This is a genomic window from Dyella sp. S184 (genome assembly GCF_009766065.1).
GTDB lineage: Bacteria > Pseudomonadota > Gammaproteobacteria > Xanthomonadales > Rhodanobacteraceae > Rhodanobacter.
The window spans coordinates 433,776-448,073 of the sequence record NZ_LMUE01000002.1 but is presented as its reverse complement, the minus strand read 5'-3'; the positions used below and the strand labels follow the sequence as shown (position 1 = coordinate 448,073).

The 14,298-nt window shown below is 60.4% G+C and carries 14 protein-coding genes and 1 other RNA gene; 10 read left to right on the top strand and 5 right to left on the bottom strand.

Annotated elements, in window-relative coordinates; all coding sequences use genetic code 11:
• Positions 1-19: 19 nt before the first annotated feature.
• A complete protein-coding gene (locus GSQ75_RS01935; RefSeq protein WP_158752848.1) occupies positions 20-3,148 on the bottom strand; it encodes an Rne/Rng family ribonuclease in 3,129 nt (1,042 codons plus the stop codon).
• 333 nt (positions 3,149-3,481) lie between these two features.
• On the opposite strand from GSQ75_RS01935, the gene GSQ75_RS01930 reads away from it, so the two are divergent.
• Positions 3,482-4,480 carry an RluA family pseudouridine synthase gene (locus GSQ75_RS01930; protein ID WP_158752847.1) on the top strand — a complete coding sequence of 333 codons (999 nt, stop codon included), beginning with the start codon at positions 3,482-3,484 and terminating at the stop codon, positions 4,478-4,480.
• Here GSQ75_RS01930 and GSQ75_RS01925 read toward each other — a convergent pair whose 3' ends face one another.
• Positions 4,481-4,822, bottom strand: a complete 342-nt coding sequence (locus GSQ75_RS01925; protein ID WP_158752846.1) for a 4a-hydroxytetrahydrobiopterin dehydratase — start codon at positions 4,820-4,822, stop codon at positions 4,481-4,483. It abuts the gene before it with no gap.
• A 152-nt stretch (positions 4,823-4,974) separates the two neighbouring features.
• On the opposite strand from GSQ75_RS01925, the gene GSQ75_RS01920 reads away from it, so the two are divergent.
• Complete coding sequence (locus tag GSQ75_RS01920; RefSeq protein ID WP_158752845.1) at positions 4,975-5,583, top strand: NfuA family Fe-S biogenesis protein; 609 nt, start codon at positions 4,975-4,977, stop codon at positions 5,581-5,583.
• Between the two features lie 77 nt (positions 5,584-5,660).
• On the opposite strand, the gene GSQ75_RS01915 is transcribed toward GSQ75_RS01920, so the two are convergent.
• Both GSQ75_RS01915 and GSQ75_RS01910 read right to left on the bottom strand, forming a co-directional pair.
• On the bottom strand, positions 5,661-6,014 hold the full coding sequence (locus GSQ75_RS01915) for a cytochrome c (protein WP_158752844.1): 354 nt from the start codon (positions 6,012-6,014) through the stop codon (positions 5,661-5,663).
• An 18-nt stretch (positions 6,015-6,032) separates the two neighbouring features.
• Positions 6,033-6,356 carry a cytochrome c gene (locus GSQ75_RS01910; RefSeq protein WP_158752843.1) on the bottom strand — a complete coding sequence of 108 codons (324 nt, stop codon included), beginning with the start codon at positions 6,354-6,356 and terminating at the stop codon, positions 6,033-6,035.
• A gap of 241 nt (positions 6,357-6,597) precedes the next feature.
• Between GSQ75_RS01910 and ssrA the strand changes: the two genes are divergently transcribed.
• From ssrA to GSQ75_RS01885, 5 genes are all read left to right on the top strand, one after another.
• Positions 6,598-6,952, top strand: a transfer-messenger RNA (tmRNA) gene (gene ssrA, locus GSQ75_RS01905).
• Positions 6,953-7,115: 163 nt separating this feature from the next.
• Positions 7,116-8,336: an integrase arm-type DNA-binding domain-containing protein gene (locus tag GSQ75_RS01900; RefSeq protein ID WP_158752842.1), complete on the top strand. Its 1,221-nt coding sequence runs from the start codon at positions 7,116-7,118 to the stop codon at positions 8,334-8,336.
• A gap of 975 nt (positions 8,337-9,311) precedes the next feature.
• On the top strand, positions 9,312-9,536 hold the full coding sequence (locus GSQ75_RS01895; protein ID WP_158752841.1) for an AlpA family phage regulatory protein: 225 nt from the start codon (positions 9,312-9,314) through the stop codon (positions 9,534-9,536).
• 2 nt (positions 9,537-9,538) lie between these two features.
• A complete protein-coding gene (locus tag GSQ75_RS01890) occupies positions 9,539-10,009 on the top strand; it encodes a helix-turn-helix domain-containing protein (protein ID WP_158752840.1) in 471 nt (156 codons plus the stop codon).
• Positions 10,010-10,021: 12 nt separating this feature from the next.
• The gene (locus GSQ75_RS01885) at positions 10,022-11,146 is read left to right on the top strand and encodes a tyrosine-type recombinase/integrase (protein WP_158752839.1); all 1,125 of its coding nucleotides are present in this window, start codon (positions 10,022-10,024) and stop codon (positions 11,144-11,146) included.
• A 68-nt stretch (positions 11,147-11,214) separates the two neighbouring features.
• Here GSQ75_RS01885 and GSQ75_RS01880 read toward each other — a convergent pair whose 3' ends face one another.
• Complete coding sequence (locus tag GSQ75_RS01880; RefSeq protein WP_158752838.1) at positions 11,215-12,159, bottom strand: integron integrase; 945 nt, start codon at positions 12,157-12,159, stop codon at positions 11,215-11,217.
• A gap of 240 nt (positions 12,160-12,399) precedes the next feature.
• Here GSQ75_RS01880 and GSQ75_RS01875 point away from each other — a divergent pair, with 240 nt between their 5' ends.
• The 3 genes from GSQ75_RS01875 (at position 12,400) to GSQ75_RS01865 (ending at position 14,293) form a co-directional block, all read left to right on the top strand.
• Positions 12,400-12,756: a hypothetical protein gene (locus GSQ75_RS01875; protein WP_158752837.1), complete on the top strand. Its 357-nt coding sequence runs from the start codon at positions 12,400-12,402 to the stop codon at positions 12,754-12,756.
• Between the two features lie 501 nt (positions 12,757-13,257).
• Positions 13,258-13,818: a DUF1444 family protein gene (locus tag GSQ75_RS01870; RefSeq protein ID WP_158752836.1), complete on the top strand. Its 561-nt coding sequence runs from the start codon at positions 13,258-13,260 to the stop codon at positions 13,816-13,818.
• A 199-nt stretch (positions 13,819-14,017) separates the two neighbouring features.
• Entirely contained in the window at positions 14,018-14,293 is a 276-nt protein-coding gene (locus GSQ75_RS01865) for a hypothetical protein (RefSeq protein ID WP_158752835.1), read from the top strand.
• The last annotated feature ends 5 nt before the right edge of the window (positions 14,294-14,298 follow it).

The following is a 14,298-nucleotide window of genomic DNA, read 5'->3' as shown; positions in this document are numbered from 1 at the left end:
GAAGCAGGGCGCTGACGATTCAGTCGTGCAGGTCGCTCTTGTGCTCCTCATCCCGCGGCGTAATCGACGCTGCCGGGTGGATGGGGTGAGCCAGCAAGTCACCCTGCTTGGGCAGCGGTGCTGATGGAGTAGGCACGACGACCACAGCTGGAGCCGCGTTGGTCGGTTGACTGATTGGCGCTGCCGGGTCCGACGAAATTGCCGGTCGAGCCTGTGGCGCCGGCGCAAGAGCAGGCGCCGGCGGATCGGCTACGATCGCAGGCCGTGGTGCCGGTACAACAGCCTCGGTCACGGGTGCAGCTACGATTTCACGGACCTTGTCGGCGGCGCTGTCGGTGTTGGCTACAGTGACCTGCTGCGGTGGGCGGCTGATCGGTTGCGCGGGCATCGGTGCCGCTGCCGGTAGCGTACCCTTGACTGCTTCACTTGCCTCGGAATTGTTGACTGCCGGTTTCGACTGGTCAGGAATAGGCGGCAGGGTGGGCAGGTTGAAGGTTGCTACAGGCGGTGCTACAGCGCTTGGTGTGAGTTCTGGCTTGGACGGCTGACTATCATCCATCGCAGGATCGGCCACACGGGTCACAGCCTTCTCGACCGGTACCACAAACGCAGGCATCGGAGCAGACGGTTTGGCCGTTTCCTGTGCGACTTCAGGCGCCGCGTTGCTAACCGGAGCGTTGTTCATGAGATCTGCTCCGATCGCGGCGACGGCGACCACGGGACTGACTGTCACCGGAGCGCTCCGTGAAGGCTGTTCGCTGCGGCTGGCCTCGGTAGCGCTGACGGCTTCGTCACGATCTTCGTCGTCGAGCGCCTGCACTTGCCCTGCATCGAGATTTGTACCGTTCGCAGCTACTTCGTCGTGGCGGCGCCGGCGCCGGCCACCGCGACGGCCACGACGTCGACGCGACTGGCTGCCGTCGGCATCAAGTGTGTCGTCGGAAGATTCCGGCGCGGTGGATTCACCCAGTGGCACGATCAGCAGCTCGGCTTCCGTGGCAGCATCGCTCGGTGACACGGCGGCGGGGCGATCGTTTGTGCTGGGACGTGACGGGCGCTCGGCCTTGGGTCCCTGTTGCTGGGGGTTGGGCTTGCGTTCGGTTCGTGCCGGGTTGTTCCCGGTTACCGCGGCCTTGGGCTGGCGTTCTGCCTTGGCGTTCGGAGCCTGTGCTTGCTGTGCCTGCTGTGGCTGGCGCGGCGGCTGCTCATTATTGCGCTGGCGTGGATTCCTGGGCTGTTGCGCGTTCGATTTCGCCCCGTTCTGCTGCTGCGCCTGTTCGCGGCGCGGCTGTCGCTGTGCGGACGTGTTCTGAGCATTGTTGCGGCCCGTGCGCTCGTCACGACGATCACGTGTGCTGTCATTGCCATCCGTGCGCTTGGGAGCAGGCGTTGCCGCTGCCGGTTCGGCACTGCGGAACCAGCCAAGCAGTCGCGAGATGACACCACCTGACGGAGCCGGGCGGGACGCCGTCGGCGTGGTCACCGGCTGGCGACGCGCAATCGGTTGTGCGCTGGCGGCTGGAGCCTCGATTTCCTCACGCAGCGGCGCCGGGCTGGACGGCACGATGCCGCTGACCGCTGGCTGTTCGCTGCTGCCCAGAGCCTGGCCCATCTTGGGCAGCTCGGCCGTTTCCACGGTGGTCAGCCGTTCATAGCTGGGCTTGCTGTGCTCGCCCATGTCGGCTTCGCGGATACGCTGGATTTCGATATGCGGCGTTTCCAGCTTTTCGTCAGCGACGATCATCACGTGCACCTTGTGGCGCAGTTCGATCTCCACCACGCTGGCGCGCTTTTCGTTGAGCAGGAAGTTGACGACGCTCGACGGCGCCTGCACCAGCACCTGGCCGGTGTTGTCCTTCATCGCGTGCTCTTCGATCAGGCGCAGGGTCGACAGCGACAGCGATTCCACACCGCGGATGTGGCCGTGGCCCTCGCAGCGCGGGCAGACGATCTGGGTCGCTTCGCCGAGACTCGGACGCAGGCGCTGACGGGACATCTCGAGCAGGCCGAAGCGCGAGATGCGGCCGATCTGCACGCGGGCACGATCGAGCTTCAGCGCTTCCTTCAGGCGATCTTCCACTTCGCGCTGGTGCTTCGGGCTGTCCATGTCGATGAAATCGATCACGATCAGGCCGCCGGCGTCACGGATGCGTGCCTGGCGGGCGATTTCCACCGCGGCCTCGCAATTCGTGTTGAACGCGGTCTCCTCGATGTCGCTGCCCTTGGTGGCCTTGGAGGAGTTGATGTCGATCGCGGTGAGCGCTTCGGTCTGGTCGATCACGATCGAGCCGCCCGAAGGCAGGCGCACCTGGCGGTCGAACGCGCTCTCGATCTGCGTCTCGATCTGGTAGCGCGTGAACAGCGGGGTGTCGTCCTTGTACAGCTTGAGCTTGCGCAGCGCGTTCGGCATCACCTGCTGCATGAAATCACGGGCGTCGTTATACAGCGACTCCTCGTCGATCAGGATTTCGCCGATGTCACTGCGCAGGTAGTCGCGCAGGGCGCGGATGAACAGCTTCGATTCCTGATAGATCAGGAACGGCGCCTTCTGCTTGTTGGCTGCCTCGGAGATCGATTTCCACAGCTGCAGCAGGTAATCGAGATCCCACTGCAGTTCTTCGGCGTCGCGGCCAAGGCCGGCGGTGCGCACGATCAGGCCGACATCGTCCGGCACGGTGACATGGTCGAGTGCTTCTTTCAGCGCCTGCCGATCTTCACCTTCGATCCGCCGCGAGACACCGCCGGCTTTCGGGTTGTTCGGCATCAGCACCATGTAACGGCCGGCCAGGCTGATGAAGGTGGTCAGGGCAGCACCCTTGTTGCCGCGCTCCTCCTTCTCAACCTGAACGACGACTTCCTGGCCTTCCTTGAGCAGCTCGCGGATGGTGGCCTTGTGGTGATCCAGACCCGGCGCGAAGTAGTCGCGGGAGATCTCCTTCAGCGGCAGGAAGCCATGGCGTTCGGCGCCGTATTCAACGAAACAAGCTTCAAGTGAAGCCTCAACTCGGGTGATTCGGCCCTTGTAAATATTGGACTTTTTCTGTTCCCGGGAAGGGATTTCGATGTCCAGGTCGTACAGGTTTTGGCCATCGACAATGGCCACGCGCAACTCTTCACGCTGAGTCGCGTTGATCAACATACGCTTCATGGTGGTAATCCTCGGCTTGCCGCGCGTCGCGTGCCACGGTGGCGCCGAAATGGCGGCCTGCCGGGGATCGCGCCGCTGCGGTAAAAGCGGCAAAAAAACGGCACCGTTACCGGTGTCGGGATGATTCGATCAGCTGCGTCTGCCGCCCCGATACCTCAATGGCATCGGACAAACGGCAGCCCGAACCGTTACGATGAAAGGGAGCCGCGACCGGCCGCCAAGGCAACCGGCGCAATCCTCGCCGACGTTACGGGCGGGCACTCGACCCGATCCAGACATCGATGGGCAGAATGTAGCGCCCACCGAGTATCCTATTTCAGCAGGTTTTTTTCAATGCAGACGGTAACTTCCCCCGACGCACCTCACGGTGTACGTCAAGTCGAGATCGGCCCCGAGCGGGACGGCCAGCGCATCGACAACGCTCTGGTCACCATGCTCAAAGGGGTGCCGAAGAGCATGATTTACCGGCTGTTGCGCACCGGTCAGGTGCGGGTCAACGGCAAGCGGGCGAAGCCGGATACGCGTCTCACAGCCGGTGATATGCTGCGTATTCCGCCGGTACGGGTGGCTGAACGGCCCGAGGGCAACGCACCGGCCACCGGTTTGGTGGCCTCGGTGGCCGACGCCATCATTTTCGAAGACAAGCACTTCCTGGTCATCGACAAGCCCGCCGGCGTGGCCAGCCATGGCGGCAGCGGGGTCAGTCACGGTGCGATCGAGCTGCTGCGCGCGGCCCGGCCGCAGGAACACCTGGAACTGGTGCATCGACTCGATCGCGATACCAGCGGCGTGCTGGTGTTTGCCAAGACGCGGGCCGGGCTGACCGGGCTGCAAGCGGCGATCCGTGCCGGCGAGGTCACCAAACAATATCTGTGCCTGATGCTCGGTCATCCCTCCAAGGCCAAGTTCGACGTCAATGCGCCGCTGCTGAAATCCGTATTGCAAGGTGGTGAGCGCATGGTGCGGGTGGCCGACAACGGCAAGCCGTCGCTGACGTTTTTCCGCGAAATGGAGCAGTACCCCGGCGCCCGCCTGATGCAGGCTACCTTGGGCACCGGGCGTACCCACCAGATCCGCGTGCATGCCGCGCATATCGGTCACCCACTGGCTGGTGATCCGAAGTACGGCGACAAGGAGATGAACAAGCGTTTCCGCGAGATGGGCCTGAACCGGATGTTCCTGCACGCCGCGCACATGAGTTTTGAGTTGGACGGGCGCTCCTACAGTTTCTCGACGCCCTTGCCGGATGATCTGAAAGACTTTCTCGATGTGCTCGCCGTCAAGGGCAAGCGGCTGGTCTACTCGCGGGACAAGTCGCGCACGGATTTCTGATCAACGCGCCAGGAGGGCCTCGACCCGCGCGGCGCAGATGAAATCGTTCAGCGACAGGCCGCCCACATCATGGGTCGACCACAGCAGCTGGCAATGACCGTAACCGGCTTCGATATCCGGGTGATGATCCTCGTGGTTGGCCATGAAGCCGACTGCATTGATGAAACCCAGGGTGTGGTGAAAGTCAGCGAATCTGAAATCCTTGACGATCGCGTGGCCGTTTGCATGTAGCTGCCAGCCCGGCACCAACAGCAGCAAGCCTGCCGTCTGCGCGGGGTCGAGCGCATGTTCCTTGCCTTTGCGTGGTTGGCAGTGTTGCGTGGCCAGGTCGTTGGTGGTCATGCGGATCTCCGTACAGGCTGAAAGTGAGGGATGCGAAGCGTCGAAGTTGCGCGTGCAAAAGTCAAAGCGCGCATCAAACTTGAAACAGGACTAAAATGGTGCTGTTTCGCCGGCGAGCTTTGCCGGCACTCGTTTGGTGACCCGGAGCAGGCATGATCGACATTTCCGAACGCGCGCAGCAGCACTTTCTGCGGCTTCTTTCACAACAGGGTAGTGAAGACCTGAGCATCCGTCTGCGGGTGACTTCCCCCGGTACGGCGGCGGCCAACTGCGAGCTGGAGTTCTGCGAGCCGGCCGATCTGGCCGGCGGCGAGTGGACGATTGAATGCGCCGGTTTTCTGTTCCACATCGATGGCGAGAGTGCCAGCTGGCTGGACAATGCCACCATCGATTACGAACCCAACGCCACCGGCGGTCAACTCAATATCCGCGCGCCCAGGATCAAGGGCGATGTGCCGGGTGTGGAAGCCGGCCTGATCGAGCGCGTGCGCTATGTGCTGGAATCGGAGATCAATCCGCGCCTGGCTTCGCATGGGGGCAGGGTCACGCTGCTGGAGATCGATGCCAGCGGCTCGGTCTTGCTGCAGTTCGGTGGTGGCTGCCACGGTTGCGGCATGGTCGACGTGACGCTGAAGCAGGGCGTGGAAAAGACCTTGCGCGAGCGGGTGCCGGAAATCACCGCGGTGCGTGATGCGACCGATCATGCCTCCGGCGAGAAACCCTATTACAACAAGGCCGAAGGCAAGTCCGCGATCGCCTGAGTCGGTGTCACGGATCAACCAAAAACAAAGGCCCGCCAAGTGCGGGCCTTTGTTTTTTAGTGGCGAGACAAATGAACTTACTTGTCGCCGCTGATGTGACCTTGCAGGGTATCGAGCTTGGTCGGCAGACCGGAGAAATATGCGGCAATATCCTCGATGTCCTGGTCGGACAGAGTGGCGTCCATACCTTTCATGATCGGGTTGTTGCGCTGACCGTCCTTGTACTCATGCAACGCCTGCTGCAGGTAGGCGTTGTACTGGCCAGCCAGGCGCGGGTACTGCGGATCGACCGCATTGCCGTCGACACCATGGCAGGCGAAGCAGGTGGCAGCCTTCTGCTTGCCATTCTCGGCATTGCCAGTGGCCAGCAGTTGGGTGGAGGCGAACGCCAGCACGGCGCCGAATGAAAGCAGGGTAAGCGCATGTTTCATGCGGAAAGTCCTTGGCAACTACTTGGCGAGGCTGGAAAGGTAGGCGGCGATGTTCTGAATGTCCGTGTCGGAAAGACTCTGCGCCTGCGCACCCATGGTCGGATGTGTGCGATCGCCACTCTGGTAGCCATGCAGCGCGTTGATGATGTACTGCTCGTTCTGGCCGGCAATCTTCGGCACCGGATACTGCGGGTAGGCATTGGTGTAACCAGGTACGCCATGGCAGCCGGCACACGTATAGATCAATTTGCGTCCGGCAGCCTTGTCACCTTCGGCGTGAACGCTGGCAGTGGCGAAGAGGGCTGTGGCCACGGCCAAGCCAAGCAATTGCAGTCGAGTCATCGAGATCATTCCCACGAGTGCGGCGGGTACAGGGAGATATAAGTCACCAAGTATAGACGTTGCATTCACGCGTGAACAACATTCGGCTTTTGTGCGGTCAATGTTTGCGCAGTTCACATTGACCACCCTTGCGCGCGTGTTCCTTCGCCCACGGTGATGGCCGCGCTATCGTGCTATAGCGAATGTCATTGATGCCGTGGCCATAAGCCCCATATACTCACCAAGTCATATCGTTTTCCCCGGGGGTGTCCTGGCTTCGACGGGGGTAGTGAGATGACTTGGTGCATGCCGAGGGGGCAGCTTTCCTCGTAAATCCAGCAGCAAACTTCTAGTTGCCAACGACGACAACTACGCTCTCGCCGCTTAAGGCGTAAGCCCCGAACCCACTTGTGCTCATGCTCGTCGGTGTAGGGTCATTATCATGAGATCGCCGAACGCTGCCGCCTGGCGGTTCTAGGTCAAATCAATCAGGCTGGTTCCGCGGTGCGCTTTGCCCATCGTGCTTGTCGCGGAACGAGATCGAACGTTGAGCTAAGCATGTAGATCCGGGCATTGAACGCTTTCGGACGCGGGTTCGACTCCCGCCACCTCCACCAATTAAAGCTCCAAAGCAGTCCAACGAAGGCCGGTAACCCTAGCAAAAGCAAAGGTTCCGGCCTTTTTTGTGGCCGATACAGTCCGATAAGGTGCATTGCAATCTACCGTCTGGCGGCGGTAGATTCGTCGGTAGCTGGCCCTTCTGGCCTGGGTGCTACCGTCATGTCGCTTACCGACACCGCCATACGCAATGCGAAGCCCGCAAATAAGCCAATCAAGATGACCGACGGCGGCGGTATGTATCTGCTGCTGAATCCGAACGGCTCGCGATGGTGGCGCTTTGATTACCGCTTTGACGGTAAGCGCAAAACCCTGAGCATGGGCACCTACCCGGATACCGGCCTGAAAGATGCCCGCGAGAAACGCGACGCAGCCCGAAAGCTGCTGGCCGCTGGCGTCGATCCGGGCGAGCAGCGCAAGGCCGCAAAGGCTGCCGGCGACGAACGCGCGGCGAACAGCTTTGAAGTGGTGGCGCGCGAGTGGCACGCCAAGCAGTCGGCAACATGGGTGGAGCTGCACGCCAGCCGGATCATGCTGCGTCTGGAGAATGATGTTTTCCCGTGGCTGGGCAGCCGACCGATTGCCGACATAACCGCCAAGGAGCTGCTGGCTACCGTCAACCGCATTGTTGACCGTGGAGCGGTCGAGTCCGCGCATCGGGTGCTGCAAAACTGCGGGCAGGTGATGCGCTATGCCATCGCCACCGGCCGCGCCGATCGCAACCCCGCCGCCGACCTGCGCGGGGCGCTGCCGCCGGTCAAGCAGACGCACCATGCCGCCATCATCGAACCGACTGCCATCGGTGGCCTGCTGCGCGCGATGGATGCCTACAACGGTTCGCTGGTGACGAAGTGCGCGCTGCGGCTGGCGCCGCTGTTGTTCGTGCGTCCCGGCGAACTGCGCCAGGCAGAGTGGGCGGAGTTTGATCTGGACGGGGCGCAATGGAACATCCCCGCCGAGAAAATGAAGATGCGCGAGGCGCATCTTGTGCCGCTGGCGCCGCAAGCCGTGGCGATCCTGCACGAGCTGCAACCGCTGACCGGGCGAGGCCGCTACGTGTTCCCCAGCGCGCGCAGTCCGCAGCGGCCCATGAGCAACAACGCGGTCTTGTCCGCGCTGCGTCGCATGGGCTACGCCACCGACGAAATGAGCGGGCACGGTTTCCGGGCGATGGCGCGCACAGTGCTGGATGAAGTGTTGCACTTCCGACCGGACTATATCGAGCACCAGTTGGCGCACGCGGTCAAAGACCCAAACGGCCGCGCGTACAACCGCACCGCGCATTTGCCCGCACGTCGCAAGATGATGGCGGCATGGGCCGACTATCTGGACACGTTGAAGGTGGGCGGCAACGTCTTGCCGATGACACGCAAGGTAAGCTGATCCACAACCGTTGAACGCCGCGCCTAGGGCGGTCATCCAAAAACCGGGCACCTTCCCCGGCTGGCGCGGCACCTATTGAAGGGTGCAGGGGCGTGCGCAGTAATGAAACCGGAAACGGTCCCCGAGCGGATATGGAATCTTTGGTTAGACCATCGAGAAACGAACGCAATTTGGGACCCCTGCTCAGACGCCCCCGAATTCATACACCCTCGTCCAGCTACTGAGAAAGTGATACTTGATCGCGAGTGCGGTCGTGTTTGGAGTACGTTGGACCGGCGCTACGACGAATGCGCGGTAAGGTTCATCTTCGATCTGATCCAAGACTCTTTTGACGGGCCGGCTGGAGGGGGCGCATTGATACCTCACGCCGTGCGGAAACGCCATGGAACGAGGTTAGCTAGTCTGGCTAGAGAGCTGGCGCAAGAGCTGGCATCGCTGCGTGAGCTGTCTGCCTCGTCTTGGTTTCATGATGGTCCCGCGCCGCTTCCAACGGAAATATATAGGGAATTGATCCGCATGCCGCTTGCGGCTACTCAGTTAGTTGGCACGCCTACGAAGGAAGAAAATACCTGCCGTCTCGTTCGATCAATTGTTGTGCCCGAAAAGATCGTTGACTACGTGTTGAGTTATCTGGAGCGAGGTGCAGAGCAATGGTCAAATAGCTCGCCCGTAGTGGATGAGCGTAGTAGCAATCCTCTCCGACTCCATTTCGTTCGCAGCATGACCATAGCGTTTCACAATTGTTTCGAGCTACCAATGCGTGAGCAGGTGGCAGCGCTAACTCGTTGCCTTTACGGGTCTTCGATAGATGCCTCTACTGTGGCTAAGCTGGCGCCTTTGAACAAAGACGCGCTTCCTTGAGGGCTTTGCTCAATGGAAGAAAACAACCCCTAGGCGGCCAAACCCGCCAATGTTCGCCCGCGAAAAAAGCACCCAGCATTGCCCCTGTCCACTACTGCACAGGGAAAGACCGCAATGCACGCACTCCCCGAAACCGGCTACCTGCGTCTCTCGCAGATAGTCGGCAAACCCGCCACTGAATCCGCGCCAGCTATCCCGGCCATCTTCCCCGTCTGTAAATCGACATGGTGGGCAGGCGTCAAAGCGGGTCGCTACCCGCAGCCCGTGAAGCTGGGCGAGCGCATTACCGCTTGGCGCGTTGAAGATATCCGGGCGCTGATCGAGCAGGCGGCACCCTAGCCGTGAGCACCCGCAAACCGAACCCTCGGCTCGCCAAGATTCACCGGTCGTACTCCGTGGAAGAGGTCGCCCGGTTGTATGGCACCCATCGCAACACGGTCCGGGCATGGATTCGAGCCGGACTCCCTACGATCGACGGCAGCCGTCCGATCCTGATTGCCGGTCGCGACCTGGGCGGCTTTCTCCGCGCGCGCCGGCAGCGGAACGCGCGGCCGTGCGGGGCCGGCGAACTTTATTGCTGCCGGTGCCGCACTCCGCAGAAGCCGGCCGGCAATCGCGCCGTGTACGAGCCGATGAATGCGACGACAGGGAATCTCGTCGGCATCTGTTCAACGTGCTCGGCGTGGATGAATCGCCGGGTCAGCTTGGCCAATTTGGGGGCGGTTTTGGGCGATGTGGCTGTTTCGCTGCCGGAAGCACAAGAACGCATAGGCGAGAGCCATCCACCCTCCGTGAACTGTGCTTTCAAATAGGAGCCTCGCACCATGACAACGCACAACCCCGCAAACGAAAGAATCAAGCGTATCTACTTCGCCTTTCTGAAAGAGTCCCAAGGCCATAACGAGGACACCGTTGATGCTGTCGCATCGGCTCTGGCCCGCTTCGAGGGCCAGACGAAGCGGCGGGACTTTCATGCGTTTCATTACGAGCAAGCCATCGCCTTTAAGCGGCATCTGGCCGACCAGGACAGCCGCTCGACTGCAGGCAAGTTGAGCAAGGCCACGCAGCGTTCAACCCTCGCGCACCTGAAACGCTTTTTCCAGTGGCTCTCGGACAAGCCGGGATGCAAGTCAAGGTTCCGGTATTCGGACGCCGAATACTTCAATCTTTCCGACAATGATTCGCGCATAGCCGCCGCCCGCCGCCAACGCCCGGTGCCGACCATCGAGCAGATCCGGCGCGTCCTGAGCACCATGCCGACCGCATCCACCATAGACCAACGCAACCGCGCGCTCCTCGCCTTCACCCTGTTGACCGGGGCGCGCGACAGCGCCATCGCGTCGATGAAGCTCAAGCATGTTGACCTGGCCGCCGGGACGGTGTTCCAGGACGCGCGCGAGGTCGAAACCAAATTCCGCAAGAGTTTCACGACAACGTTCTTTCCCGTGGGCGACGACATCCGCCAGATTGTGCTCGATTGGATCGCTTACTTGCAGGATGTCTTGCTGTGGGGGAACGACGATCCGCTCTTCCCCGCGACCAAGATGGGCCTTGGAGAAACGCGCCATTTCCAGGCGGTCGGCTTGGAGCGGAAGCCGTGGAGCGACGCCGGGCCGATCCGCAGCATCTTCAAGTCGGCCTTCACGGCGGCGGGGCTGTCGTACTTCAATCCGCACAGTTTCCGGAACACGTTGGTGCGCCTGGGTGAGACCTTGTGCCAGACACCTGAGGCGTTCAAGGCATGGAGCCAGAATCTGGGCCATGAGGGCGTGCTGACCACCTTCACGAGCTACGGCTCGGTCGATCCGCGCCGCCAGGGTGAAATCATCCAGTCACTTGGACTTTGTCAGCCGGAGGCCGACGCCAACACGGTCCGACTCGTCGCGGAAGCTGTTGTCCAGCAGATGCGGAAGGGTGGGCTGCTGGGTCCCGCAGACAACGCCGGCTAGTCGTGGCGGCGGCCATGCTCGGGTGCCGGGAAGTGGCGCCGCTTGACTCGAACGACGCCTGTACCTGCTCAACAGAGGCGATCCAACGGGCTTACGGTGTGCCGGATAGCCTGATGGACATGGGTGTAGATCATCGTGGTCTTTAGATTGCTATGGCCAAGAAGCAACTGGATGGTGCGGATGTCGGTCCCGCTCGCAAGCAGATGCGTGGCGAACGAGTGCCTGAGCGTATGGACCGAAGCGTGCTTGTGGATGCCTGCGTGTGCCAGCGCATCCTTGAACTGCTTTTGCAACGTTGACTCCGACACATGCCAGCGTAGCGCGCGTCCTGAGCCCGGGCATCTCCTTGTGATGCGTGAAGGGAACACGAACTGCCAGCCGAGCAGGCGGCTGGCGTTGGGATATTTCCGATCAAGACCACCCGGCAAAGGCGCGTGCCCCGCACCCACTGTCAGATCGCGCTTGTGGATGCGAGCGACCCAGATGAGTTGCTCTTGCAAAGCCTTGCGCAGGCGGTCAGGCAGGACGGTGGTGCGGTCCTTGCCGCCTTTCCCGGATCGGATGTGAATCGTGCCTGCGCCAAAGTCGATGTCCTTGACCCGCAAGGTCAGACATTCGGTGATGCGCAATCCGGTGCCATAGAGCAACTCGGCAATGAGTTTGGAAAGCCCGCTAAGGCCACCCAAAACCTGTCGAACCTCCTCGACAGTGAAAACCACCGGGAGTCGGGACAAGCGTTGGACACGCCGAAGTCCTTCCATGTGCTCGACCTCGACTTCAAGCACGTCACGGTAGAGGAATAGCACCGCATTGAAGGCCTGAGACTGGGTTGAGGCTGCAACGTGTCGCCTGGCGGCAAGGTCGTTGATGAAAGGCGTGATGCCAGCGGGACCGACGTCCCGCGGATGGCGCTTATCGTGGAAGAAGATGTACTGCCGGATCCAATAGCGATACGCCTCCTCCGTGCGTCGGCTCAAATGCCGTCGCCGGCAAACGACGGAGACCTGATCCATGAGCCGCGGCGCGGCTGTTACGGGGGCTTGTTCACCCCATAAGGGTCACTCCAGTGGTGGGGAAAAGGTGACATCGTAGAGCGCAATGTGTGACGATCTGAATCGGGGTTTGCGATGGATGTATAACCCGACTCAGGTTGTGAAAAATGAATAATATCAGTGGGATGGGGCGTATGTGGCTCGCGCAACTCAAGATGTATAACCCGACTCAGGTCGGTCTATTAGGTAGTTAGGCACCAAATGACAGATTCGGACGAAACCACCATTTTGTATCGCCCTGTTGGGCCGGAGGAGCTCGAACTTCTGCGAGCTTCCGGCTTCACTCGCTGGCCACCCAGGCTTCCCGGGCAACCTATTTTCTATCCAGTCACTAACGAGCAGTACGCTGCTGAGATTGCGGAGAAATGGAACGTCAAAGACAGTGGGTACGGTGCGGTCACACGTTTCTCGGTCCGCTCATCATTTATGTCCAACTACCCCATTCAAAAGGTCGGCGGGGCTCTTCATACAGAGTGGTGGGTTCCAGCCGGCGAGCTTGAGGCTCTCAATGACAACATCGTTGGCAAGATTGAGGTGCTGCGTGAGTTTGGTGCCTAACATTTCGTTCAAGGCGGACGGCTACGCCGCCGCTTAACTCCAGCGTTAGACCTTAAGCAATGCGAGCAATCACCCAGACTTTCTTGGCATTCTTAGCGTTGGTTCCCTGCGTGCCGGCTCTGGCTTCTGCGTCGGCAATTTCGAGTGCGTCCGCTTGCAGCCGTCTTAAGGCTGCGGTCGCTCAAAGGCAATCGCCACGTCACGGCATAAACGAGTATCGCTGTGAACTCGAAACGGACGAAGGCAAAGGCCGTTACTTCGTCTTTGCGCTGCGCTCAAACTATCCTGCACCGCCTGGCGCCAGTCCGAATTGGGTTGGTAGCAGCCTCGTAGGCTGGTTTGCCGTGTCACGTTCTACCGGCACGGTGTTCAATTGGGACGTTGCTGCCCTAACACTTGGTCAAAAGCTCTAGCCTTCGCATTGCTGCCCGTACGGTCTAACATCTCGTTCAAGGCGGACGCCTCCGGCGCCGCTTAACTCCAGCGTTAGCCATCAAGAGCATGAACATTCCCGATCGTGACTTCTGCTTCAGAGCAATTGCCTACGTTAAGGCCACGCTGCCGACTGATGAGCCGCCGACCGTGACCTTGGATCTTGCTAATAGTCCTGTCCTAAAAAAGGTCGCACCTTCGCTGGCAGCTGCCTATGTCGTAGACGCTGGCAATAGTTTCACTTACATCCAGCATCGCCATCTATCAGCATCTGGCGTCACTGCGGAGGAGCTTCACTCGAAAGCCATCTACAACCTTGCAGCCATGGCTCAAATACAGGTCAAGGTTCAACCATACGGCAACATTTATGCAGTCCTTATGGGTGGCAACTTCGAAGCAAGCCTTATTCTTTTTGATGGTTTTTGGGTGCAGTCGTGTGCTCATTTGGCGCCGAATGGTTTTGTAGCAGCGCTTCCAGCCAGAGACATCCTAGCGTTCACAGATGCTGCAAACACACAAGGCATTCAAGAGCTACATCAACTATGCGCAAGGGTGGGCAGCACTAGCGACCATCCTCTTACAACGCAACTTTATTCTTACGCCAGTGGTATCTGGCAGCCACATGGCTAACAATTCATTCGAGGCGGACGGCTACGCCGCCGCTCAATTCCAGCGTTAGGCCGCAATGACAAACGTTCAAGAATTTGAGCTTCTTCACCCCGTAGGCCTTCGCATATCGCGCTCGCTTACGGAGGTCGTTTTGCTGTCCTCCTTTCAGCACGAGCAGCTCAAGCGCACCGACATGCACACTGGCTGAGTGTGGTATCGCTTGCCGACCTTCACTGAAACTGACCTTGTCATTGGTATATCACTCGGCTTCAACTCAGGAGCGCTGGAGCAAGTTTCGCTCTCGGATACTCACCCTAAATACGGAACAAACTGGAATGCTTGGTCCGAAGAGGAAGAGCTGCTCCGCGCAAAACAAATCGGTGGCTGGCTCGCTAGCACCGGCTTCGCACCTGGCACATATTCGTGGGGCACCATCTGGGCAGGCTATGATGCAAAAGGCGGGTTTGGTCATGCCGTGGTGCGGTATGCGGCCTAACAATT

Excerpts from the sequence above, each read along its gene's own strand:
- GSQ75_RS01935 (WP_158752848.1), bottom strand. The coding sequence starts at position 3,148 with ATGAAGCGTATGTTGATCAACGCGACTCAGCGTGAAGAGTTGCGCGTG.
- GSQ75_RS01930 (WP_158752847.1), top strand. The coding sequence starts at position 3,482 with ATGCAGACGGTAACTTCCCCCGACGCACCTCACGGTGTACGTCAAGTC.
- GSQ75_RS01925 (WP_158752846.1), bottom strand. The coding sequence starts at position 4,822 with ATGACCACCAACGACCTGGCCACGCAACACTGCCAACCACGCAAAGGC.
- GSQ75_RS01920 (WP_158752845.1), top strand. The coding sequence starts at position 4,975 with ATGATCGACATTTCCGAACGCGCGCAGCAGCACTTTCTGCGGCTTCTT.
- GSQ75_RS01915 (WP_158752844.1), bottom strand. The coding sequence starts at position 6,014 with ATGAAACATGCGCTTACCCTGCTTTCATTCGGCGCCGTGCTGGCGTTC.
- GSQ75_RS01910 (WP_158752843.1), bottom strand. The coding sequence starts at position 6,356 with ATGACTCGACTGCAATTGCTTGGCTTGGCCGTGGCCACAGCCCTCTTC.
- GSQ75_RS01900 (WP_158752842.1), top strand. The coding sequence starts at position 7,116 with ATGTCGCTTACCGACACCGCCATACGCAATGCGAAGCCCGCAAATAAG.
- GSQ75_RS01895 (WP_158752841.1), top strand. The coding sequence starts at position 9,312 with ATGCACGCACTCCCCGAAACCGGCTACCTGCGTCTCTCGCAGATAGTC.
- GSQ75_RS01885 (WP_158752839.1), top strand. The coding sequence starts at position 10,022 with ATGACAACGCACAACCCCGCAAACGAAAGAATCAAGCGTATCTACTTC.
- GSQ75_RS01880 (WP_158752838.1), bottom strand. The coding sequence starts at position 12,159 with ATGGATCAGGTCTCCGTCGTTTGCCGGCGACGGCATTTGAGCCGACGC.
- GSQ75_RS01875 (WP_158752837.1), top strand. The coding sequence starts at position 12,400 with ATGACAGATTCGGACGAAACCACCATTTTGTATCGCCCTGTTGGGCCG.
- GSQ75_RS01870 (WP_158752836.1), top strand. The coding sequence starts at position 13,258 with ATGAACATTCCCGATCGTGACTTCTGCTTCAGAGCAATTGCCTACGTT.